Source organism: Stenotrophomonas sp. TWI1149, from assembly GCF_039673155.1.
Lineage (GTDB): Bacteria > Pseudomonadota > Gammaproteobacteria > Xanthomonadales > Xanthomonadaceae > Stenotrophomonas > Stenotrophomonas maltophilia_AA.
Genome location: NZ_JBDJLB010000011.1, coordinates 14481 through 36887 on the forward strand (window position 1 = coordinate 14481; position 22407 = coordinate 36887).

Here is a 22407-nt window from a genome sequence, read left to right on the forward strand (position 1 = left end):
TACCTATTACATTCAACGACTTGAGGAGAACAAGCACCTGTCATGCCCCCCCTGCCATCAGTTGGGTCACTCACCCTGTTGATCTTCGGCGTGCCGGTGTTATAGTTGCATACAACACCAGTCACCCAGACAGGGGATGCCCATGAACCGCATGCGCCACCACCACTCCGCCAAAGCCGTCATCGCCGCCTCGGCGCTGCTGTTGCTCGGCTGGTTCGGCACCCCCTCCGGTGACGCTGGCGATGCTGCCAGCGCCAATGTGTTTGAAGGCCCGCAGGACGCAGGCGTCATCGAGGCAGGGACCGCCGACGGCGCCCCCACGCCCCCCCGCCGGCTGCACAGCTCCCTGTCCATGCCTTACTTCTCATTCGCGCAGTCGCTGAACCCACGGAGCTGACCATGAGCGATATTCAATGGAGCGATGGTGCTCCGATCTACCGCCAGCTGAAGGAGCGCGTGATCGCCATGATGCTTGACGGCATCATCAAACCCGGCGACGCCCTGCCTTCGGTCCGGCAGGTAGCCGCCGAGTACCAGCTCAACCCCATCACCGTTTCGCGCGCCTACCAGGAACTGGCCGATGAAGGCCTGGTCGAGAAGCGCCGCGGCCTGGGGATGTTCATGACCGAAGAAGCGGCCACGCAGCTGCGCAGCAGCGAGCGCGACCGGTTCCTCAATGAAGAATGGCCACTGGTCCTGGAACGCATCCAGCGCCTGGGCCTGAACCTCGACGAATTGCTGCCCCAGGGGAAATCCTCATGAATGCCGTTGCAAGTGATGTCGTCATTTCCGCTCGAGGCCTGCGCAAGGCCTATAAACAGACCGTGGCGCTGGACAACACCAGCTTCACGATCGCCCCCGGCCGCATCACCGGCCTGATCGGTCCCAACGGCGCCGGCAAGACCACCCTGCTCAAGGCCCTGCTCGGCCTGACCGCGGTGGAAGGCGAGCTGCGCGTGCTCGGGCTGGACCCGGCCGAGCAGCGCAACGCGCTGATGAACGATGTGTGCTTCATCGCAGACGTGGCGGTGCTGCCACGCTGGATGAAGGTGCGCGAGGCGATCGATTTCGTCGCCGGCACCCATCCGCGCTTCGACCGGGCCCGCTGCGAGCGCTTCCTGGCCTCCACCAAGCTGCATCCCAAGCAGCGCGTGCGTGAACTGTCCAAGGGCATGATCGTGCAGCTGCACCTGGCGCTGGTGATGGCCATCGATGCCAAGGTGCTGGTGCTGGACGAGCCCACGCTCGGCCTGGACATCCTGTACCGCAAGGAGTTCTACCAGCGCCTGCTGGAAGACTACTTCGACGAGCAGAAGACCATCATCGTCACCACCCACCAGGTGGAAGAGATCGAACACATCCTCACCGATGTGATGTTCATCCGCGATGGCCGCATCGTGCTCACCACCGACATGGACGACATCGGCGAGCGCTACACCGAAGTACTGGTCTCGGCGGACGCCGTGGAGGCCGCGCGCACGCTCAAGCCGATCGACGAACGCGCCCTGCCCTTCGGCAAGACCGTCCTGCTGTTCGACGGGGTGCCACGCGCCCAGCTCACGCCCTTGGGGGAAATCCGCAGCCCGGGGCTGGCGGATCTGTTCGTGGCCATCATGAAGGGAACCTACGCATGAACACCGTCAACCATCCCATCAGCAAGGCCAGTGCGTTCAAGTGGCTGCTCAAGCGTGAGTACTGGGAAAACCGCGGCGGCTTCCTGTATGCGCCGGTGATCGCCGGGGGCATTTCGCTGGTGATGAGCCTGCTCGGTATCGTGTTCGGCCTGGTCGCCATGCACCGCGCGGTCAAGAGCGGTGGCCTCCACCTCAACGACGAAAACGTCAGCATCAACGGCCTGGACCTGAGCCTGCTGACCAGCAAGCTGGATGCCAAGAACCTGCATGACCTGGCCAATGGCCTGGACCTGACCCTGATCCTGAGCTCGGGCTGGCCGCTGATCGTGCTCGCCTTCGTGGTGTTCTTCTATTGCCTGGGCGCCCTGTACGACGATCGTCGCGACCGCAGCATCCTGTTCTGGAAGTCGCTGCCGCTGTCGGATACGTCCACGGTGCTGTCCAAGGCACTGAGCGCGCTGCTGATCGCCCCGCTCATCGCGGTGATCGCTTCGGCCCTGACCATGCTCGGCTTCCTGGTGATGATCTCGATCGTGGTGATCGCCCACGGTGGTGACCCGATGGTGCTGATCTGGGGTCCGGCCAGCCCGCTGACCATCATCGCCGGCCACCTGTCCTGGATCCCGGTCTACCTGCTGTGGGCGTTGCCGACCGTCGGCTGGCTGCTGCTGTGCTCGGCCTGGGCCAAGACCAAGCCGTTCCTGTGGGCGGTGATGCTGCCGCTGTTCGCCGGCATCATCGTCAGCACCACCAAGGTGATGACCCTGTTCGACCTGACCGGTGGCTGGTTCTGGAAGCACATCGTCGGCCGCCTGCTGCTCAGCGCGGTTCCCGCGACCGACCAGTTCTACCGTGGCGACGCGCTGTTCAGCAGCAACGGCAACATGGACAACCTGGTCAACGAACTGGGCCCGAGCCACCAGCTGGGCGCCTTCGCGATGCCGGAACTGTGGATCGGTGCAGCCTTCGGTGTGGTGTTCCTGTTCCTGGCCATCCGCCTGCGCCGCCGCGCCGGCGAAATCTGATCCCTGCCCTTCATCGAGGACCCGCCCATGATCCGCAAGCTCGCTGTTGCTTCCCTGTTGTTGCTGCCGCTGACCGCGCTCGCCGATGAACCGCAGTGCAAGTTCAACGAAGTGCGTGACCTCAAGCTCGACCTGGCCGGTGCCAAGGCAGTGGTGTTCGAAGTGAACCAGCACGATCTGGTGCTGCAGGCCGGGCCGGGCGCGGCCCAGCTCGGGGGGCGCGCCTGCGCCTCCAACGCCGACTGGCTGCGCGAGCTGACCGTGACCCAGCAGAAGGTCGGCGACAAGCTCGTCGTCCGCCTGCAGCGCGAAGGCCGCAGCCTCTCCATGAGCGGCAACAGCTATGCCTACCTGGACATGCGCGGCACCGTGCCGGACACGATCCTGGTCCAGCTCAAGGTCGGCTCGGGCGACGCCAGCGTCACCGGCGCGCATTCGCTCAGCGCCGACGTCGGCTCCGGCGATATCAAGCTCGAGAACATCAAGGGCCTGGTGACCGCGGCGGTCGGCTCGGGCGATGTCGTCCTTGACGGTGCCGGTGCACTGAACCTGCTCTCGGTCGGCTCGGGTGACTTCACGGCGCGCAACGTCCGCGGCGATGCCAAGGTCGGCACGATCGGCTCCGGCGACTTCGAACTCGATACGGTCGGCGGCAACGTCGAGATCGGCGTGGTCGGCTCGGGTGACACCACTGTGCGCCAGGCCAAGGGCAACGTACGGGTCGGCACCGTGGGCTCCGGCGATACCGAACTGCGCGACATCGGTGGCAGCGTCACCGTGGACCGCCACGGTTCCGGCGACGTGACCGCGCGCGACGTCGGCGGCGACCTGCGCGTGGCCAACAGCGGCAGCGGCGACATCCGCCACAGCAACGTGCGCGGCCGGGTTGAACTGCCGCGCGGCAAGTAAGCCTCTCATCTCCTCTTACGGATACGCATCATGACGACTCGACTGCTGCTGCCTGCCCTGCTGTTGTGCCTGCCGATCGCTGCCTGCAACGCCCCTGACAGCGGCAAGGGCAAAGCGCCCGCCGACCAGAGCGCATCCGCCCCCGCGACCAGCGCGCTGGATACCGATGGCATCGGCAAGACCGTGCAGGAGGCCACCGACAAGGCCCGCAAGGAAATCACCCAGGGCAACATCTCCATCTCCAACGGGAAATCCCCGAAGGCCGAGATCAGCCCGCAGGGTGACCTGCTCATCGATGGCAAGGCGGTCGCCGTGGACGCCCGGCAGCGTGCGCTGCTGCTGGACTACCGCAAGCAGGTCGAATCGCTGGCCAGTGCCGGCATGGAGATCGGCGTGGCCGGTGCCAATCTGGGCGTGAAAGCCGCCGGTGAAGCGATCAAGGGCATGTTCTCCGGCGACACCCAGGGCATCGAAGCGCGGGTGAATGATGAAGCGAAGAAGATCGAGGACCAGGCCCAGAAGCTGTGCGGCCTGTTGCCGGGAATGATGGCCAGGCAGCAGGCGCTGGCGGCCGCGCTGCCGGCCTTCCAGCCCTACGCGACGATGGACCAGAGCGACATCGACGACTGCGGCAAGTAAACCGGCCTCTGCCTGCGACGATGCGTCGCAGGCAGGCCCTTCCGGGGGCGGGAGGACTACAATCTCCCCTCCCGTCGCATGCGTTGCCTGCTCATGAAGAAGCTGAGTCTGTTGCTGTTCGCCCTGTTCTGCCTGGTCGCCACCGGTTGCGATCAGGAGTACCGCAATCACCGCGCCGAGCGCAGCAAGCCGAAGATCACCGTCAGCGACGGCATGGTCACCGTGCGCCGCGCGCCCGCGCCGAACATCATCATCCTGCCCAACGGGCACATGAAGATCGATGAGATCGAAATCCCGCTCAACGAGGAGCAGCAGGCGATGCTGCAGGGCATGTTCGGCCAGCTGCAGGTGCTGCGCCAGAACACCCTGACCGATGCCCCGCCGGACCCGGCCAAGCGCTCGGTGAAGATCCAGGTGCCCGAGGGCATGCAGCCGATCCCGCCGGACCTGACCACGAAGATCCCGGAATTCAAGGCGTATACCGAGACCTTCGGCAATCTGCAGGCCGACCGCCACTAGGTAGTGCCGGCCGCTGGCCGGCTCCGCACCAAAAAAAACGGGCCTTTCGGCCCGTTTTTCATTTCAGCAACCGCGTGCGCTCAACCGCCCCCGCCACCACCGGCATGAATGCCACCGGCGGTCAGCGCGGCCGGATCCAGCAGCCGGCGCAGCTCGGCCTCCGACAGGCCGCTGTCTTCCCTGGCCACGTCCAGCACCGGGCGCTGCTCCTTGTAGGCGCGCTTGGCGATCGCGGCGGCCTTCTCGTAGCCGATGATCGGGTTCAAGGCGGTGACCAGGATCGGATTGCGGTCCAGTGCCTCGCGGACGCGATCCTCGCGCACCTTCAGCCCGGCAATCGCGGTATCGGCGAGCAGGCGGGTGATGTTGGCGAGCAGGTTGATCCCGTCCAGCAGGTTCGCGGCGATCAACGGCAGGGTCACGTTCAACTGGAAGTTGCCGGTCTGCCCGGCCACGGTGATCGCGGTGTGGTGGCCGATCACCTGGGCGCAGACCATCACGGTGGCTTCGGGAATCACCGGATTGACCTTGCCCGGCATGATCGAGCTGCCCGGCTGCAGCGCCGGCAGTTCGATCTCACCCAGCCCGGCCAGCGGACCGGCATTCATCCAGCGCAGGTCGTTGGCGATCTTGATCAGCGCCACGGCGAGGGCGTTGAGCTGGCCGGACAGTTCGACCGCATCGTCCTGCGCGGCCAGGCCTTCGAACTTGTTCTCGGCGCTGTCGAACTTGATGCCGGTCTGCTGCTTGAGCTGCTTGGCCACCTGCGCGCCGAAGCGCGGGTCGGCATTGATGCCGGTGCCGATCGCCGTGCCACCCAGCGGCAGGCGACGCAGCCGCTTGAGGCTGTCTTCGATCCGATCCTGGGCGGAGGACAACTGCGCCGACCACGCGCCGAACTCCTGCTCGAAGGTCAGCGGCATCGCATCCATCAGGTGGGTGCGGCCGGTCTTGACCACCTTGCGCAGCGCGCGGCCGCGCTTGTCGATGGTCTTGCGCAGATGCACCAGCGAGGGCAGCAGCTGCTCATGCACGCCGAGCAGCGCGGAAACGCGCAGCGCGGTCGGGATCACATCGTTGGAGCTCTGCCCCTGGTTGACGTGATCGTTGGGATGCACCGCGGTCTTGCCGGCCTTGCCGGCGCGGTTGGCCAGCGTGGCGATGACCTCGTTGGCATTCATGTTCGAGGAGGTGCCCGAACCGGTCTGGTAGACGTCGATCGGGAAATGCGCATCGTGGCGGCCGTCGGCGACTTCGGCCGCAGCGGCCTCGATGGCCTTGCCGATGTTGCGCGGCAGATGGCCCAGCTCGACGTTGACGTTCGCGGCAGCGCCCTTGACCAGGCCGAGCGCGCGGATGAAACCACGCGGCATCCGCTGGCCCGACACCGGGAAATTATCGACGGCGCGCTGGGTCTGCGCGCCCCACAACGCATCGGCGGGCACCTGCAGTTCGCCCATGCTGTCGTGTTCAATCCTGAAACCCTTGCTCATTGCTTCAACTCCGCACATCTTTCGTGGATGAAAGGGAACCTGCGGCTGGCAACGGGCCTGATTCCCTGGCTGTCGGCTCGCATCACGATACTCCCAAGCGCCGTTGAAACCCAAGGCCGCGATGGATCGGCTAGACTCGGAATTCGTTTCCATTCAGACAGCCTGCCGCCCCCATGGGTGACGATCCCGACAGTAGTACCGGGCGTGCCGCCGCGCACGCACCGATGACCGCCCTCACCGCCCTGGTGACCGCGGGTGCCGTTCCGCCCCTGGCAGCACCGCTGCGGGGCCACGGATGATCGGCAACCTCCTGCTCCTCGTACTCGCCCTGCTGCTGGTGGTGCTCAACGGCTTCTTCGTGGCCGCCGAGTTCGCCCTGGTCAAGCTGCGCCACACCCAGGCCGTCGGCCTGGCCGAAAACAACGGCTGGCGAGGCCGCCTCCTGCTCAACGTGCACGCGCACCTGGATGCGTATCTCTCGGCCTGCCAGCTGGGCATCACCCTGTCCTCGCTGGGCCTGGGCTGGGTCGGTGAACCGGCCTTCGCGCATCTGCTGCAACCGCTGTTCGATACGCTGGGGCTGACCCCGGAAGCCTCGCGCCTGACCGCCTTCATCATCGCCTTCAGCATCATCTCGTTCCTGCACATCGTGCTGGGCGAACTGGCACCGAAATCGATGGCGATCCGCCGCCCGGAAGCGATGTCGCTGTGGACGGCCGCGCCGCTGTACCTGTTCTACTGGGCGATGTACCCGGCGATCTGGCTGCTCAACAACAGCGCCAACGCCCTGTTGCGCCTCGCCGGCTGGGGCGATGTGGAGCACACCTCGCACCGCTACTCGCGCGAGGAGCTCAAGCTCATCGTGGGCCGCCAGCAGCCCACGGGCACCGCGCCGGACCAGGACCTCACCCTGATGAGCCACGCGCTGGAACTGCCCGAGCTGGTCGCGGGCGACCTGATGCGCTCACGCGACCATATGCGCGCGTTCCGCGAAGGCATGAGCCTGGCCGACGTCATGGCCGAGTTCGCCGAGAGCCGCTACAGCCGCTACCCCTGGTTCGACCGCGATGGCGAAGAAGTACTGGGCATCCTGCACATGAAGGACCTGCTGGTGGAAATCGCCCGCGGCAACCCGACCGATGACCTGCGCCCGCTGCTGCGCCCGGCCAACCTGATCGCGCTGGAAACCCCGGTGCCGCTGGTGCTGGAGCGGTTCCGCACCGGCACCACCCATCTCGCCCTGTGCGTGGAAGAGCACGGCCGCATCCTGGGCTACTTCACCCTGGAAGACCTGCTGGAAGTGGTGGTCGGCGATATCGAGGACGAGCACCCGCATATCGTCAAGGACGCCCCGACCCGCGGCGCGGACGGCACCCTGCTGGTGGCCGGTTCGACCTCGATCTTCCGGCTGGAGCGACTGCTGGGGCATGACCTGGCCGCGCCGGACCACCTCAATTCGGTCGGCGGGCTGATCGTGCACCAGCTCCAGCGCCTGCCCGAGGAGGGCGAGCAGCTGGAGATCGACGGGCACCTGTTCACCATCAAGCGCATGGCCGGGCACCGGATCCAGGCGGTGACGGTGCGCATGGCACAGGCCGAGGACGCCGGGGCAGCGTAGAATGACGGCCCCCGCTGCCAACGACCTGCGCCCTGCCATGTCCGAATTCGCCCTGCTCGCCCTGTCCCCGCTCGATGGCCGCTACGCCGGCAAGGTCGACGCCCTGCGCCCGATCTTCTCCGAATACGGCCTGATCAAGGCCCGCGTGAAGGTGGAAGTGGAATGGCTGCTGGCACTGGCCAACGAGCCGGGCATCGTCGAACTGGCGCCGTTCTCGGGCGCCGCCACCGCGCGCCTGCGCGCCCTGGCCGATGACTTTGCCCCGGCTCACGCCGCGCGGGTGAAGGAGATCGAGCGCACCACCAACCACGACGTCAAGGCCGTGGAGTACTTCATCAAGGAACAGCTCACCGCCGATGCGGAGCTGGGCCCGGCGCTGGAGTTCGTGCATTTCGCCTGCACCAGCGAAGACATCAACAACCTCAGCTACGGTCTCATGCTCGAGCAGGCCCGCCGGGAGGTGCTGCTGCCGTCGCTGGACAACATCGCCGGCGTGCTGCGTACCCTCGCCCACGCCCAGGCTGCCCAGCCGATGCTGTCGCGCACCCACGGCCAGACCGCCTCGCCGACCACCCTGGGCAAGGAAGTCGCCAACGTCGTCGCCCGCCTGGAGCGCCAGCGCCGCCAGATCGCCGCGGTCGAGCTGACCGGCAAGATCAATGGCGCGGTGGGCAACTACAACGCCCACGTGATCGCCTACCCCGACGTGGACTGGCCGGCCTTCGCCCAGCGCTTCGTGGAAAGCCTCGGCCTGGTGTTCAACCCGTACACCACCCAGATCGAACCGCATGACAACGTCGCCGAAATCGGCGATGCCGCCCGTCGCGCCAACATCATCCTGATCGACCTGGCCCGCGACGTCTGGGGCTACATCTCGCTGGGCTACTTCAAGCAGAAGCTCAAGGAAGGCGAAGTCGGCTCCTCGACCATGCCGCACAAGGTCAACCCGATCGACTTCGAGAATGCCGAAGGCAACTTCGGCATCGCCAACGCCCTGTTCGAGCACTTCAGCGCCAAGCTGCCGATCAGCCGCTGGCAGCGCGACCTGACCGACTCCACCGTGCTGCGCGCGGTCGGCACCGCCTTCGGCCACACCCAGGTCGCCCTGGATTCGCTGGCCAAGGGCCTGGGCAAGCTGACCGTGAACCCGGAGCGCCTGGACGCCGACCTCGACGCCTCCTGGGAAGTGCTGGCCGAAGCCGTGCAGACCGTCATGCGCCGCCACGGCCTGCCCAATCCCTACGAACAGCTCAAGGCCCTCACCCGCGGCCAGGGCATCACCACCGAATCGATGCAGGCCTTCGTCGAATCCCTGGACCTGCCGGCCGACGCCAAGCAGAGCCTGCGTGCCCTGACCCCGGGCGGCTACATCGGCCTGGCTGCGGATCTGGCCAGGGCGATCTGAGGGCCCGGGCGCGGCACCGCCGCGCCCCCGAATTTCCGTCTACACGCTGCAAGGATCTCCCCCATGGCCGCACGCAAAATCAAAACTCCCGCCATCGAAGTCCAGGCCCGCCCCGGCCTGCCGCTGGGCATGCCCGCCGCCACCTTCCTGCGCGATTACTGGCAGAAGCGCCCGCTGCTCATCCGCGGCGCTTTCCCCGATTTCGAAACGCCGGTCCAGCCCGAAGACCTCGCCGGCCTGGCCTGCGAGGAAGGCGCGCTGTCGCGCCTGATCACGCACGATCGCGCCACCGATGGCTGGAGCGTGCGTACCGGCCCGTTCCAGGAAGAAGAGTTCCCGGGCATGCCCGACCACGACTGGACCCTGCTGGTCCAGGACGTGGACAAGTGGGACGCCGACGTGCGCGCCCTGATCAGCCATTTCGACTTCCTGCCGCGCTGGCGCATGGATGACGTGATGATCAGCTTCGCCGCCACCGGCGGTTCGGTCGGCGCCCACGTCGACCAGTACGACGTCTTCCTCCTGCAGGCTTACGGCCACCGCCGCTGGCAGATCGACGCCAGCGAATCCATCAAGGGCAAGCGCCCGCCGCTGGACTTCCGCGACGACGTCGAACTCAAGCTGCTGCGCCGCTTCAAGCCGACCCACGACTGGGTGCTGGCCCCGGGCGACATGCTGTACCTGCCGCCGAACGTGCCGCACAACGGCGTCGCCGAAGACCCCTGCCTGACCTTCTCCTTCGGCATGCGCGCCCCGGCCTCGGCCGAACTGATCAGCGACTACCTCGATACCCTGATCGAGGCCGCCGACGAGTCCATCCGCTATCAGGATCCGGACCTGAAGGTCCCGGAAGATCCGAACGAAATCGACGTGGTCTCGATGAACCGCGTGGTCGAGGCGCTCAATGCGATCCGCATGAACGACCCGGACAAGCTCGGTGACTGGTTCGGCCGCTTCATCACCACCTACCGCGCCGCCGGGGAAGTGATGGCGCATGGCGAACCGCTGCCGCGCGAAGAGATCGAAGCCGCCCTCGGCGCCGGCGTGGAACTGCAGCGCCACCCGTGGGCGCGCCTGGCCTGGCGCCGGGCCAAGCGGGGCGCCAGCCTGTACTGCAGCGGCCTGGATTTCGCCCTGCCGGTCAAGGACGCCCAGGTGCTGGCCGGGGCCGAGCAGGTCGGCGCGGCGCTTTACCAGAAGCTCTCGGCCAAGGGCCGTGACGCCGTGCAGGCGCTGGTTGCCGGCGGCTTCTACCAGCTGGTGGATGACGCCGGGTTCGAGGACGAAGACGACTACGTCGCCGAGTACGACATCGTCGATGGCACCGACGCGGTCGACGTCGTCGATGACGAGGCCGTCGAGGCCGACGTGCACGAAGTCACCATCCATGACGACGGCATCGAAGTCGTCATCGATTTCGACGACAGCGACGAGCCCGACGGCAAGGACGCGCCCCCGCGCGGCTGAGCGCCCTGCCCGCCATGACCGCCTCCGGCTTTCACGTTGACGTGGTCGACTACCCGGCGCAGCACGAAGCGCTGCACCGGGTGCGGTCCGCCGTGTTCGTCGACGAGCAGCAGGTACCCGCCGAGCTGGAGATCGACGCGCTCGATCCCCTGAGCGTGCACGTCCTGGCCCGCGACGCCGCCGGTTCCCCGATCGGCGCCGGCCGGCTCACCCCGGACGGCCGGATCGGGCGCATGGCGGTGCTGGCGGCCTGGCGCGGCAAGGGCGTCGGCGAAGCCCTGCTGCTGGCCCTGCTCGACCAGGCCCGGGCCCGGGGCTGGCGGGAGGTCGCGCTGCACGCGCAGCTGCCGGCCCGCGTGTTCTACACCCGGCAGGGTTTCCTGCCCGACGGCGAGGTGTTCGAAGAGGCCGGCATCGCCCACCAGCACATGCGGCTGGCCCTGTCGGGGCCGGTCGCGATCGCACGGGCCGACGAGGCGGTGGCGATCACCACCGCGCTGGTCCACCGCGCCCGTCGCCAGCTCTGGATCCACAGCCGCCAGCTCGACCCCGGCCTGCTTGATGCATCGCCGGTGCTCGAAGCCCTGCGCCGCTACGCCACCGCACGCCATGACAAGCAGGCGTGGCTGATCGTCCACGACAGCGCCGCCATCCGCCAGGCCGGCTCGCCCGTGCTGGGCCTGCTCCAGCGCCTGCCGAGCGTCTTCCGCGTGCGCGAGGTCAGCGATCCGATCGACCGCGCCACCGCATCGGCCTGCCTGCTCAACGATGCCGGCGACTACTACTTTCGTCTGAGCGGCCATCGCTTCGATGGCGAGGCCGGGCTGGCCCAACCGGCACGTTCGCGACCGTTGCGGGAGGGTTTGCAGCGCGTATGGGAACGTTCGCGTGATTGCAGCGAACTTCGCGCGCTGGGCCTGTAGCTCACCACACGCTCCCGAACCTGTCTGGGAATGACACCGCGGTCCCCGCACTGGACCGTACGGTGCCCCTTCCTGTCTCGATGGGGGTACAATTTGGGGTGTTAGATACCGCCCGCGCAGGGCTATTCACTTTTCCCTGCCGGATCATCGAAGCCTTACCCCACAAGCGAATCCGACTCTCCATCGTGGACAATCAACTGAAGCAGTTTGCGCAATCTTCGCAGCTCGCCGGCGGCAACGCCTCCTATATCGAGGATCTGTACGAGCAGTACCTCGTTTCTCCGGACAGTGTCGATCCCAAATGGAAGACCTACTTCGACGGCTTCCAGGGCCGCGAAGCCGGTGATATTCCGCACTCGGCCGTCATCGCCCACATTGCCGACGCCGCCAAGAAGGCCGTCAACAGTGGCACCGCCGCCCGTGCCGGCGACGAGCGCGAGCGCAATGTCGGCCGCCTGATCACCGCTTACCGTTCGCGTGGCCACCTCGGTGCCCGCCTGGACCCGCTGAGCCTGACCGCGCCGACCAATCCGCCGGATCTGGGCCTGCCGTTCCACAGCCTGTCGGAAAGCGACCTGGGCAGTGAGTTCAGCACCGGCGGTGTCGCCGGCCAGCCGCGCATGAAACTGCGCGACCTGCTGGAGCGCCTGAAGAAGACCTACACCGGCTCGATCGGTGCGGAATTCATGCACATCTCCGAGGTCGAGCAGCGCCAGTGGCTGTACCAGCGTCTGGAAATGGCCGGTGGCAACTACAACCTGGACGCAGAGACCCAGCGCCGCACCCTGGAGCGCCTGACGGCTGCCGAGGGTCTGGAACGCTACCTGCACACCAAGTACGTCGGCCAGAAGCGCTTCTCGCTGGAAGGCGGCGATTCGCTGATCCCGATGATGGACACCATCATCCGTGACGCCGGCAAGGATGGCGTCAAGGACGTGGTGATCGGCATGGCCCACCGCGGCCGCCTGAACGTGCTGGTCAACACCCTCGGCAAGAGCCCGCGCAAGCTGTTCGACGAGTTCGAAGGCAAGTTCGAGCACGACGACCACGCCTCCGCCGGCGACGTGAAGTACCACATGGGCTTCTCGGCCGACGTGGCCACCGCCGGTGGTGCCGTCCACCTGGCACTGGCGTTCAACCCGTCGCACCTGGAAATCGCCGACCCGGTCGTGGCCGGCAGCGTCCGTTCGCGCCAGGAACGCCGTGGCGACACCGCCCGCAAGCAGGTCATGCCGATCCTGATCCACGGCGACGCGGCCTTCGCCGGTCAGGGCGTGGTGATGGAGCTGTTCCAGATGTCCCAGGCCCGCGGCTTCGCCGTCGGCGGCACGGTGCACATCGTGGTCAACAACCAGGTCGGCTTCACCACCTCCAACCCGGAAGACTCGCGCTCCACCCTGTACTGCACCGACGTGGCCAAGATGATCGCCGCGCCTGTGCTGCACGTGAACGGCGATGATCCCGAAGCGGTCGTGTTTGCCGCCAAGCTGGCCTTCGAGTTCCGCCAGAAGTTCAGCAAGGACGTGGTCATCGATCTGATGTGCTACCGCCGCTGGGGCCACAACGAGGCCGACGAACCGGCGATCACGCAGCCGCTGATGTACCAGGTGATCCGCAAGCACCAGACCACCCGCGAGCTGTACGCGGCGTCGCTGGAAGCTGCCGGCGTGATCGAAGCCGGCGGTGGCAAGGCGCTGGTCGATGCGTACCGCAACAAGCTCGATGCCGGTGAAGTCACCACCGAGCTGGCCCAGGTCGAAAAGACCCCGGCCACCAGCAAGATGTACGTCGACTGGCCCAAGCTGCTCAACGGCAAGCTCTCCGATGCCATCACCACCGCGGTGGGCATGGAGAAGGTCAAGCAGCTGGCGCAGATGATCAACACCGTGCCGGAAGGCGTGGAACTGCATTCGCGCGTGGCCAAGGTCTACGACGACCGCCGCAAGATGGCCGCCGGTGAGATCCCGGGCGACTGGGGCTTTGCCGAGAACCTGGCCTACGCCACGATCCTCGACGAAGGCAACAACCTGCGCCTGGTCGGCCAGGACGTCGGCCGCGGTACGTTCACGCACCGCCACGCGATCCTGCACGACCAGAAGACCGACAACTACTACCTGCCGCTGCGTCAGCTGGTCGAGTCGCCGGAACAGGCCACCATCATCGATTCGCTGCTCAGCGAAGAAGCAGTGATGGCCTATGAGTACGGCTTCTCCACCACCGATCCGAACACCCTGTGCATCTGGGAAGGCCAGTTCGGCGATTTCGCCAACGGCGCCCAGGTCGTGATCGATCAGTTCATCGCTGCCGGCGAAGCCAAGTGGGGCCGCATCACCGGCCTGACCCTGCTGCTGCCGCATGGTTACGAAGGCCAGGGCCCGGAGCACAGCTCCGCGCGTCTGGAGCGTTTCCTACAGCTGTGCGCGCTCGAGAACATGCTGGTGTGCGTGCCGTCGACCCCGGCGCAGGCGTACCACATGCTGCGTCGCCAGATGCGCATGACCACCCGCAAGCCGCTGATCGTGATGTCGCCCAAGTCGCTGCTGCGCCACAAACTGGCCGTGTCGACCCTGGACGAACTGGCCAACGGCGAGTTCCAGCACCTGATCGGCGATGCCAAGGCAGACGCCAAGAAGGTCAAGCGCGTGGTGCTGTGTTCGGGCAAGGTCTACTACGACCTGCTGGAAGACCAGACCAAGCGTGGCCAGGACGATGTCGCCATCATCCGCGTCGAACAGCTGTATCCGTTCCCGCGCGTGGCACTGGCGGCCGAGCTGAAGAAGTACGGCAAGGCGGTCGATGTGGTGTGGTGTCAGGAAGAACCGCAGAACCAGGGTGCCTGGTACCAGATCCGCCACCACCTGCAGGCCTGCCTGGCCGATGGCCAGAGCATCCATTACGCAGGTCGCGCCCGTTCGGCATCGCCGGCCGCTGGACACATGGCTGACCACATCATCGAGCAGCAGAAGCTGATCGCCGATGCCCTGGTCAACCCGTTCAACGACTCGGTCGCTGAATAACTCTCCCCCTCATTCTAGAAAAGACAAACCAGGAAGCTCCCGCATGGCCACCGAAGTCAAAGCCCCGGTACTGCCCGAATCCGTCGCCGACGGCACCATCGCCACCTGGCACAAGAAGGTCGGCGATGCCGTCAAGCGCGATGAAAACCTGCTTGATCTGGAAACCGACAAGGTCGTCCTGGAAGTGCCGTCGCCGGTCGATGGCGTGCTGAAGGAGATCAAGTTCGAGGTGGGCGCCACCGTGACCTCCAGCCAGATCGTGGCCATCATCGAAGAAGGCGCCGTGGCCGATGCCCCGGCGCCGGCTGCTGAAGAGAAGAAGGCCGAGGCCGCCCCGGCCAAGGCCGCCGCTCCGGCTGCTGCCGCAGCGCCGGCCCCGGCTGCCAAGTCCAGCGCCGACGCCCTGCCCCCGGGCGCGCGCTTCACCGCCATCACCGAAGGCGTGAACCCGGCCGACGTGGACGGCACCGGCCGTCGCGGCGCGGTGACCAAGGAAGACATCGTCAACTTCGCCCGCAACGGTGGCGCCGGCAAGTCCGGTGGCGCACGTCCGGAAGAACGCGTGCCGATGACCCGCATCCGCAAGCGCATCGCCGAGCGCCTGATGCAGTCCAAGAACGGCACCGCCATGCTGACCACCTTCAACGAGGTCGACCTGTCCAAGGTCTCGGCCGCGCGCAAGGATCTGCAGGACGAGTTCGTCAAGGCCCACGGCATCAAGCTGGGCTTCATGAGCTTCTTCGTGAAGGCCGCCGCCAACGCGCTGCAGCGCTTCCCGCTGGTCAATGCCTCGATCGATGGTGACGACATCATCTATCACGGCTACTCCGACATTTCGATCGCCGTGTCCACCGAGAAGGGTCTGGTGACCCCGGTGCTGCGCAACGTCGAGCGCATGTCGTTCGCCGACATCGAAAAGACCATCGCCGACTACGCCAAGAAGGCCCGTGACGGCAAGCTGAGCCTGGAAGAACTCCAGGGCGGCACCTTCACCGTGACCAACGGCGGCACCTTCGGCTCGCTGCTCTCGACCCCGATCATCAACCCGCCGCAGAGCGCCATCCTGGGCATGCACGCCATCAAGGAACGTCCGATCGCCCAGAACGGGCAGGTCGTGATCGCGCCGATGATGTACCTGGCGCTGTCCTACGATCACCGCATCATCGACGGCAAGGATTCGGTCCAGTTCCTGGTGGACATCAAGAACCAGCTGGAAAACCCGGGCCGCATGCTGTTCGGCCTGTAAGACCTCCCACCCCTCCGCGCCTGCGCGGAGGGGTTCTGGTAAAGAAACAAGGAACTATCAATGGCTGAACAATTCGACGTCGTCGTCATCGGTGCCGGTCCGGCCGGCTACCATGCCGCCATCCGCGCCGCGCAGCTGGGTCTGAAGACCGCCTGCATCGACGCTGCGCTGGGCAAGGACGGCAAGCCGGCCCTGGGCGGCACCTGCCTGCGCGTGGGCTGCATCCCGTCCAAGGCGCTGCTGGATTCCTCGCGCCAGTTCTGGAACATGGGCCACATCTTTGGCGACCACGGCATCAGCTTCAAGGACGCCAAGATGGACGTCGAGGCGATGGTTGGCCGCAAGGACAAGATCGTCAAGCAGTTCACCGGCGGCATCGCCATGCTGTTCAAGGCGAACAAGGTCACCGCGTACTACGGTTTCGGTGAACTGCAGCCGGGCAACATCGTCAAGGTGAAGCAGCACGACGGCTCGGAAGTCGAGCTGAAGGGCACCAACGTCATCATCGCCGCCGGTTCGGATTCGATCGAACTGCCGTTCGCCAAGTTCGACGGCGAGACCATCGTCGACAACGTCGGCGGCCTGGACTTCACCGAAGTCCCCGCCCGCCTGGCCGTGATCGGTGCCGGCGTGATCGGCCTGGAGCTGGGCAGCGTCTGGAAGCGCCTCGGTTCGGAAGTGACCATCCTGGAAGCGCTGCCGGACTTCCTGGCCGCGGCCGATGCCGAAGTGGCCAAGACCGCCTTGAAGGAATTCAAGAAGCAGGGCCTGGACATCCGCCTGGGCGCCAAGGTCTCCAAGGCCGACGTGACCGGCAAGGGCAAAAAGAAGGAAGTCGCCCTGACCTACACCGATGGTGAAGGCGAGAAGAGCCTGATCGTGGACAAGCTGCTGGTGGCCGTCGGCCGTCGCGCCGCCACCAAGGGCCTGCTGGCCGAAGGCACCGGCGTCAAGATCAACGAGCGTGGCCAGATCGAAGTGGACGCGCACTGCCACACCGGCGTCGATGGCGTCTGGGCGGTCGGTGACTGCGTGCGCGGCCCGATGCTGGCACACAAGGGCTTCGAGGAAGGCATCGCCGTGGCCGAGCTGATCGCGGGCCTGCCGGGCCACGTCAACTTCGACACCATCCCGTGGGTGATCTACACCGAGCCGGAGCTGGCCTGGGTCGGCAAGACCGAGCAGCAGCTCAAGGACGAAGGCATCCCGTACAAGGCGGGCAGCTTCCCGTTCGCCGCCAACGGCCGTGCCGTGGCGATGATCGAGCCGACCGGCTTCGTGAAGGTCCTGGCGCATGCCGAGACCGACCGCATCCTGGGCATGCACCTGGTCGGCGCGAACGTCTCCGAGCTGGTGCACGAAGGCGTGCTGACCATGGAGTTCAGCGGTTCGGCCGACGACCTGGCGCGCATCTGCCACGCCCACCCGTCGCTGTCCGAAGTGGTGCATGACGCCGCGATGGCCGTGAGCAAGCGCGCGATCCACAAGGCCAATTGAGCCCTGTTGGTGGCGTAACGAAAAACCCCGCCTCGGCGGGGTTTTTTTGTGGGCGGTCGGTGACGTCGACCGCTGCCGCCGGGTAGTGCCGGCCGCTGGCCGGCTCCGCGCCATGGGTAGTGCCGGCCGCTGGCCGGCTCCGCGCCATGGGTAGTGCCGGCCGCTGGCCGGCTCCACGTATTCCGGACAGAAAGAGCAGCCGCCCTTGGGGGTGGGGCGGCGGCGGGCGCGCCCCTGTTTTCTGTCCCCAACCCCCCCCCCGCCCCGCGCCGGCCACTACCCCCGATCTTGGGGGCCTCAGGCCGTCGCGACGCGACCGCCGCTCAGCACCCGCGCCGGCAGCATGAACAGCGCGCGCAGGAACGCGAACAGCGCCGAGAAGGTGATGCCCACCAAGCGGAACGGCAGGCTGATAAGCCACACGAACGGCCACGCCACCAAGGCCAGGAGCGCCAGCGGCCAGCACAGCACGAACAGCAGGCACCACACGCCCAGGGCGAACAGGGTCTTCATCGTCGGTCTCCGTTGGCGGCACCTGCCGCCCGGAGACCACCATCGCGCGCGCCGGGGGCGCGCTGCAATGGGTTTGCGACGAAACCGGCAATAAGCCGATAAAACGGTAGTGCCGGCCGCTGGCCGGCTCTGCCCGATGACAGGTCCATAGGAGCCGGCCAGCGGCCGGCACTACCGTAACGCCTTCGGCGTTATTCGAACGAACCCACCGAATCGTGCGACAGGTTGTCGAACCGGGTGTACTCACCGAAGAACTTGAGCTTGCACGAGCCGGTCGGGCCGCCGCGGTGCTTGCCGATGATGATCTCGGCCAGGCCCTTGTCCGGCGACGTTTCCTTGTTGTAGTAGTCGTCGCGGTAGATGAACACGATCATGTCCGCATCCTGCTCGATAGCGCCGGATTCACGAAGATCGGCCATCACCGGGCGCTTGTCGGTACGCGTTTCCAGCGAGCGGTTGAGCTGGGAAAGCGCGATCACCGGCACGTTCAGCTCCTTGGCCAGGCCCTTCAACGATCGAGAGATTTCCGAGATTTCCGTCGCGCGGTTTTCGCTGTTGCCCGGCACGCTCATCAGCTGCAGGTAGTCGATCACGATCAGGCCCAGGTCGTGCTCGCGCTTGAGGCGGCGGCACTTGGAACGCAGGATCTCCGGCGACACGCCCGGCGTATCGTCGATGAAGATCTTCGTTTCCTTCAGCATCCGGATCGCACCGGTCACCCGGCTCCAATCCTCGTCTTCCAGCTGGCCGGTACGCAGGCGCTGGGCGTTGATGCGGCCGTTGGAGGAAATCAGGCGCATCGCCAGCTGCGAGGCCGACATTTCCATCGAGAACACCGCCACGCCCTTCTTGGACTTGATCGCGGCGTACTCGGCGATGTTCAGCGCGAGCGTGGTCTTGCCCATTGCCGGGCGCGCGGCCAGGATGATCAGATCGGTCGGCTGCAGGCCGGCGGTCATCGCATCGAAATCGGTGTAACCGGTCGGCAGGCCGGTGATGTTGCCGCCGTTCTCGAAGCGGTTGCGCAGCTCTTCGAAGGCGTCTTTCAGCGCGCCGGGCATCGCCACGAAATCGGTGCGGCCACGTGCGCCCTGCTCGGCGATCGCGAACACGGATTTTTCCGCTGCCGAGAGCAGCTCGCTGCTCTCGCGGCCTTCGGGCTGGAAGCCGTCGTTGACGATGTCCGTACCGACCTGGATCAGCTGCCGCAGCACCGCCTTGTCACGCACGATTTCCGCGTAGGCACTGATGTTGGCGGCCGACGGCGTGGTGCTGGCCAGTTCGATCAGGTACGCGCCGTCACCGACCAGCTCCATCTTGCCCTGCGATTCGAACCACTCGCCCAGGGTCACCGCATCGAACGGACGGTCGCGCTCGGACAGCTCACGGATCGCGCGGTAGATCATCTGGTGATCGCGGCGGTAGAAGTCGGTTTCGGTCAGCTGGTCGTTGACCCGGTCATAGCTCTCCGGGGCCAGCATCAGCCCGCCCAGCACCGCCTGTTCGGCCTCGATCGAATGCGGCGGCACGCGCAGGGCGTCGATGCGCATCTCATCGCGATCAAAGCGGTCACCGCGGTCTTTGCGGTCGGAACGGAAGCCAGAACGGGCGGACATGGGGGGCGTACTTCCTGCAATGTGAGGCGTGGGACATGGTAGGCACGCGGGGAGCCCCGCAGCCATGCACAAACCTGTGGATAAACAGTGGATGAGCTGGGGATACCGGCGCCTGCCGGTACGATCGGCCGGAGCCGTCGCATCGCGTGCGACGGACGCCCTTGCGACGTCCGTCCACGCCATTATCGCAGAAGCATGACCCGCTCGCGGTGGATCAGTGCGTGCCGCCGTGGGTGCCGACCCAGGCAATGAATTTGTCCACGAAGCCCTGCAGGAAGTCCTGGGTGCCGGCGTTGCTGATCGTGCCGTTTTCGTCGATCAGCCCTTCCTTGAAGTGCAGGAAGGCCTCGGGCTGGCCGAGCACCGGCATGTCCAGGTAGGCCAGGATGTTGCGCAGGTGCTGCTGGGCCAGCGCGGTGCCGATCACGCCGATCGAGGCGCCGATCACCGCCGCCGGCTTCCCGGCGAAGGCACTGTCGCCATACGGGCGCGATCCGAGATCGATGGCGTTCTTGAGCACGCCCGGGACCGAGCGGTTGTATTCGGGGGTGACGAACAGCACCGCATCCGCGTCACGGATCTGCTGCTTCAGGCGGACGCCCTGGCTGGGGTAGTCCTTGTCGAAATCCTGGTTGTACAGCGGCAGGTCGCCGATCTCCACGTAGGAGAACACCGCCTTGCCGGCCGCCAGTTTCTCCAGCGCGCGGGCCAGCACCTTGTTGTGGGAGCCCTTTCGCAGGCTGCCGACCAGTACCGCGATCTTGTATTCGGCCATCACGTCATCTCCGTTCGGGGGAAAGGACCAGCCTAGGCGGGCCTACCTTCGGCAACGGTGAAGGCGGCGTCAGCCACGCATGGCGTGGCTCTACAGCCGACACCACATCCGGTAGAGCCACCCCATGGGTGGCTGCCTTCCGCCCAGACCCGACAGCACAGGCGGCGCTATGCGCGTGTCACGTCGGCGCGTGCGTTGCGCCAATGCGCCTGCCAGGCCTGGAACATCAGCACGTTCCACAGATGGGTGTGCCATTTGCGCTCGCCCTGCTTGAACTGCTGCCACAGCGGGGCGACCGCCTCGACGTTGAACACGCCCTCCTCGGCCAGCCGCGCCGGATCCAGCAGCTCATCGGCCCAGCCGCGCAGGTCGCCCTTCAGCCACGCACTGACCGGGGCACCGAAGCCGCGCTTGGGCCGGTGCACCATGTCCTGCGGCACGTAGCGGCCCAGCACGCGCTTGAGCAGGTACTTGCTGATCCCGTCGCGCTGTTTCATCGCCATCGGCAGCGACCAGGCGAACTCGGCCACGCGCCAGTCCAGCAGCGGCGCACGCGCCTCCAGGCTGACCGCCATGCTGGTGCGGTCCACCTTGCACAGCAGGTCGTCGGGCAGATAGGTGCTGAAATCGGCCAGCATCATCGCGTCCGCCGGCGAGCCGGCGCCGTGCAGCGGATCGGCCAGGTCGTAGAAGCTGCCGGCCGCCTGCGCGCCACGCACGGCGGCAACCGGGTCGCGCCAACGCGAAATACGGTTGCGGTAGACATCACCAATGCCACGCGCGCCGGACTCGGCCAGCAGCGCAGCCAGGCCGCCGGTGCGCGAGGCCTCGCCCTGCGTGTGCGCGTGGCGGGCCATCCAGCGCCGCAGCGGCGCCGGCACCTTGCCCAGCAGGCGCCAGTTGCGCATCGCCCGCTGGTAGCGGGTGTAACCGAAGAACAGTTCATCGCCGCCGTCGCCCGACAGCGCCACCGTCACGCCCTGCCGCGCCAGCTTGGCGACCAGCGCCGTGGGCACCTGCGAGGCATCGGCGAAGGGTTCGTCGAACATCGCCGGCAGGCTGGGCACCACCGCGAGCGCGTCGGCACCGCTGACATACAGCTCGGTGTGATCGCAGCCCAGGTGCTGGGCCAGCGACTTCGCCAGCGGCGCCTCGTCATGGTCCGAGCCGGTGAAGCCGATGCTGAAGCTGTGCACCGGCTGGCTCGACTGCGCCTGCATCAGGGCGGCCACCACCGAGGAATCGGTGCCGCCGGAGAGGAACACGCCGACTGGCACGTCGGCCACCATGCGCAGCGCGACCGCGTCGCGCAGCACGGCATCCAGGCGCTCTTCGGCCTCGGCCTCGTTGCCGGTGAAGGGCGCGGCGAGCGCCTGCTGCATGCGCTCGCGCGCATTCCAGAACGGCTGCTGCAACTGGTCCGGGCGATGGGCGGCGGCGCCGGCGGCGACCGCCTCGGCATCCAGCCGCAGCACGCGGCCGGGCATCAGCTTGAAGCAGCGCTCGTGGATGCAGTGCGGCGCCGGGATGTAGTCCAGCCGCAGCAACAGGGTCAGCGCATCGCGGTCGACCTCGTTGTCGAAGGCCGGATGCTGCCACAGCGCCTTGAGCTCGGAGCCGAACACCAGTGTTTCACCGGCCCAGCCGTAGTACAGCGGCTTCTTGCCGACGCGGTCGCGGGCCAGCCACAGGCAGCGCTCGGCGCGGTCCCACAGAGCGATGGCGAACATGCCGTTGCTGCGCTGCAGGGTCTCGTCGAAGCCCCACTCGGTGATGGCGGCGAGCAGCACTTCGGTATCCGAATGGCCGCGGAATCCATGCCCCAGGGCTTCGAGCTCGGCGCGCAGCTCGGCGAAGTTGTAGACCTCGCCGTTGTAGGCCAGCACGTAGCGGCCATCGGCCGAGGTCATCGGCTGATGGCCCAGCGGCGACAGGTCCAGGATGCTCAGCCGGCGATGCGCCAGCGCGATGCCGGCCGAGGCATCGGCCCACACCCCACTGTCATCCGGGCCGCGGTGCACCAATGCGTCGCCCATGCGCCGCGCCTGTTCTTCCAGTGCTGCCTGCTCTCTTGCCGGAGCGGGCAGCAGCATGCCTGCCAATCCACACAT

At 66.6% G+C, this 22407-nt stretch carries 19 protein-coding genes; 14 read left to right on the forward strand and 5 right to left on the reverse strand.

Translation table 11 applies throughout. From position 1 onward, the window contains the following. Positions 1-142: 142 nt before the first annotated feature. From ABE424_RS13375 to ABE424_RS13405, 7 genes are all read left to right on the forward strand, one after another. Complete coding sequence (locus ABE424_RS13375) at positions 143-397, forward strand: hypothetical protein (RefSeq protein WP_179458546.1); 255 nt, start codon at positions 143-145, stop codon at positions 395-397. A gap of 2 nt (positions 398-399) precedes the next feature. After that, the gene (locus ABE424_RS13380; protein ID WP_019185943.1) at positions 400-762 is read left to right on the forward strand and encodes a GntR family transcriptional regulator; all 363 of its coding nucleotides are present in this window, start codon (positions 400-402) and stop codon (positions 760-762) included. Continuing rightward, positions 759-1634 (forward strand): ABC transporter ATP-binding protein, encoded by an 876-nt coding sequence (locus tag ABE424_RS13385; protein ID WP_346492672.1) that lies wholly within the window; start codon positions 759-761, stop codon positions 1632-1634. Before ABE424_RS13380 ends, ABE424_RS13385 begins: the two co-directional genes overlap by 4 nt. Beyond that, positions 1631-2659: a hypothetical protein gene (locus ABE424_RS13390; protein ID WP_346492671.1), complete on the forward strand. Its 1029-nt coding sequence runs from the start codon at positions 1631-1633 to the stop codon at positions 2657-2659. The genes ABE424_RS13385 and ABE424_RS13390 overlap by 4 nt, the downstream gene beginning before the upstream one ends. Positions 2660-2686: 27 nt before the next feature. Beyond that, complete coding sequence (locus ABE424_RS13395) at positions 2687-3568, forward strand: hypothetical protein (protein WP_346492670.1); 882 nt, start codon at positions 2687-2689, stop codon at positions 3566-3568. Positions 3569-3598: 30 nt separating this feature from the next. Beyond that, a complete protein-coding gene (locus ABE424_RS13400; RefSeq protein WP_346490290.1) occupies positions 3599-4207 on the forward strand; it encodes a DUF2884 family protein in 609 nt (202 codons plus the stop codon). 93 nt (positions 4208-4300) lie between these two features. Further along, a complete protein-coding gene (locus tag ABE424_RS13405; RefSeq protein ID WP_179458541.1) occupies positions 4301-4726 on the forward strand; it encodes a hypothetical protein in 426 nt (141 codons plus the stop codon). A gap of 80 nt (positions 4727-4806) precedes the next feature. Here the strand turns inward: ABE424_RS13405 and ABE424_RS13410 are convergent, their stop codons facing one another. Next, positions 4807-6219, reverse strand: a complete 1413-nt coding sequence (locus tag ABE424_RS13410) for a class II fumarate hydratase (RefSeq protein ID WP_346492669.1) — start codon at positions 6217-6219, stop codon at positions 4807-4809. A 295-nt stretch (positions 6220-6514) separates the two neighbouring features. Here ABE424_RS13410 and ABE424_RS13415 point away from each other — a divergent pair, with 295 nt between their 5' ends. The 7 genes from ABE424_RS13415 to lpdA all read left to right on the forward strand — a co-directional run bounded on the left by ABE424_RS13415 (position 6515) and on the right by lpdA (position 17392). Continuing rightward, positions 6515-7837 carry a hemolysin family protein gene (locus tag ABE424_RS13415; protein ID WP_346490291.1) on the forward strand — a complete coding sequence of 441 codons (1323 nt, stop codon included), beginning with the start codon at positions 6515-6517 and terminating at the stop codon, positions 7835-7837. A 37-nt stretch (positions 7838-7874) separates the two neighbouring features. Further along, positions 7875-9242, forward strand: a complete 1368-nt coding sequence (gene purB, locus ABE424_RS13420) for an adenylosuccinate lyase (protein ID WP_346492685.1) — start codon at positions 7875-7877, stop codon at positions 9240-9242. 63 nt (positions 9243-9305) lie between these two features. After that, positions 9306-10709 carry a cupin domain-containing protein gene (locus ABE424_RS13425; RefSeq protein WP_346492668.1) on the forward strand — a complete coding sequence of 468 codons (1404 nt, stop codon included), beginning with the start codon at positions 9306-9308 and terminating at the stop codon, positions 10707-10709. Positions 10710-10723: 14 nt separating this feature from the next. Continuing rightward, a complete protein-coding gene (locus ABE424_RS13430; protein ID WP_346492667.1) occupies positions 10724-11632 on the forward strand; it encodes a GNAT family N-acetyltransferase in 909 nt (302 codons plus the stop codon). A 185-nt stretch (positions 11633-11817) separates the two neighbouring features. Beyond that, positions 11818-14649, forward strand: a complete 2832-nt coding sequence (locus ABE424_RS13435; RefSeq protein ID WP_346492666.1) for a 2-oxoglutarate dehydrogenase E1 component — start codon at positions 11818-11820, stop codon at positions 14647-14649. A 43-nt stretch (positions 14650-14692) separates the two neighbouring features. Further along, a complete protein-coding gene (sucB, locus tag ABE424_RS13440) occupies positions 14693-15895 on the forward strand; it encodes a dihydrolipoyllysine-residue succinyltransferase (RefSeq protein WP_346492665.1) in 1203 nt (400 codons plus the stop codon). A gap of 60 nt (positions 15896-15955) precedes the next feature. Continuing rightward, on the forward strand, positions 15956-17392 hold the full coding sequence (gene lpdA, locus ABE424_RS13445; RefSeq protein ID WP_346492664.1) for a dihydrolipoyl dehydrogenase: 1437 nt from the start codon (positions 15956-15958) through the stop codon (positions 17390-17392). A 297-nt stretch (positions 17393-17689) separates the two neighbouring features. Here the strand turns inward: lpdA and ABE424_RS13450 are convergent, their stop codons facing one another. The 4 genes from ABE424_RS13450 to asnB form a co-directional block, all read right to left on the reverse strand. Then, complete coding sequence (locus ABE424_RS13450) at positions 17690-17905, reverse strand: hypothetical protein (protein WP_346492361.1); 216 nt, start codon at positions 17903-17905, stop codon at positions 17690-17692. Between the two features lie 191 nt (positions 17906-18096). Continuing rightward, positions 18097-19521: a replicative DNA helicase gene (locus tag ABE424_RS13455; RefSeq protein ID WP_121037974.1), complete on the reverse strand. Its 1425-nt coding sequence runs from the start codon at positions 19519-19521 to the stop codon at positions 18097-18099. A gap of 214 nt (positions 19522-19735) precedes the next feature. Then, complete coding sequence (locus ABE424_RS13460) at positions 19736-20296, reverse strand: NADPH-dependent FMN reductase (protein WP_346492360.1); 561 nt, start codon at positions 20294-20296, stop codon at positions 19736-19738. Positions 20297-20463: 167 nt separating this feature from the next. Continuing rightward, positions 20464-22407, reverse strand: coding sequence for an asparagine synthase (glutamine-hydrolyzing) (gene asnB, locus ABE424_RS13465; RefSeq protein ID WP_346492359.1), 1944 nt, complete (start codon positions 22405-22407; stop codon positions 20464-20466).

Coding starts and splice junctions, on each gene's coding strand:
- ABE424_RS13375 (WP_179458546.1), top strand. CDS start 143: ATGAACCGCATGCGCCACCACCACTCCGCCAAAGCCGTCATCGCCGCC.
- ABE424_RS13380 (WP_019185943.1), top strand. CDS start 400: ATGAGCGATATTCAATGGAGCGATGGTGCTCCGATCTACCGCCAGCTG.
- ABE424_RS13385 (WP_346492672.1), top strand. CDS start 759: ATGAATGCCGTTGCAAGTGATGTCGTCATTTCCGCTCGAGGCCTGCGC.
- ABE424_RS13390 (WP_346492671.1), top strand. CDS start 1,631: ATGAACACCGTCAACCATCCCATCAGCAAGGCCAGTGCGTTCAAGTGG.
- ABE424_RS13395 (WP_346492670.1), top strand. CDS start 2,687: ATGATCCGCAAGCTCGCTGTTGCTTCCCTGTTGTTGCTGCCGCTGACC.
- ABE424_RS13400 (WP_346490290.1), top strand. CDS start 3,599: ATGACGACTCGACTGCTGCTGCCTGCCCTGCTGTTGTGCCTGCCGATC.
- ABE424_RS13405 (WP_179458541.1), top strand. CDS start 4,301: ATGAAGAAGCTGAGTCTGTTGCTGTTCGCCCTGTTCTGCCTGGTCGCC.
- ABE424_RS13410 (WP_346492669.1), bottom strand. CDS start 6,219: ATGAGCAAGGGTTTCAGGATTGAACACGACAGCATGGGCGAACTGCAG.
- ABE424_RS13415 (WP_346490291.1), top strand. CDS start 6,515: ATGATCGGCAACCTCCTGCTCCTCGTACTCGCCCTGCTGCTGGTGGTG.
- purB (WP_346492685.1), top strand. CDS start 7,875: ATGTCCGAATTCGCCCTGCTCGCCCTGTCCCCGCTCGATGGCCGCTAC.
- ABE424_RS13425 (WP_346492668.1), top strand. CDS start 9,306: ATGGCCGCACGCAAAATCAAAACTCCCGCCATCGAAGTCCAGGCCCGC.
- ABE424_RS13430 (WP_346492667.1), top strand. CDS start 10,724: ATGACCGCCTCCGGCTTTCACGTTGACGTGGTCGACTACCCGGCGCAG.
- sucB (WP_346492665.1), top strand. CDS start 14,693: ATGGCCACCGAAGTCAAAGCCCCGGTACTGCCCGAATCCGTCGCCGAC.
- lpdA (WP_346492664.1), top strand. CDS start 15,956: ATGGCTGAACAATTCGACGTCGTCGTCATCGGTGCCGGTCCGGCCGGC.
- ABE424_RS13450 (WP_346492361.1), bottom strand. CDS start 17,905: ATGAAGACCCTGTTCGCCCTGGGCGTGTGGTGCCTGCTGTTCGTGCTG.
- ABE424_RS13455 (WP_121037974.1), bottom strand. CDS start 19,521: ATGTCCGCCCGTTCTGGCTTCCGTTCCGACCGCAAAGACCGCGGTGAC.
- ABE424_RS13460 (WP_346492360.1), bottom strand. CDS start 20,296: ATGGCCGAATACAAGATCGCGGTACTGGTCGGCAGCCTGCGAAAGGGC.
- asnB (WP_346492359.1), bottom strand. CDS start 22,407: ATGTGTGGATTGGCAGGCATGCTGCTGCCCGCTCCGGCAAGAGAGCAG.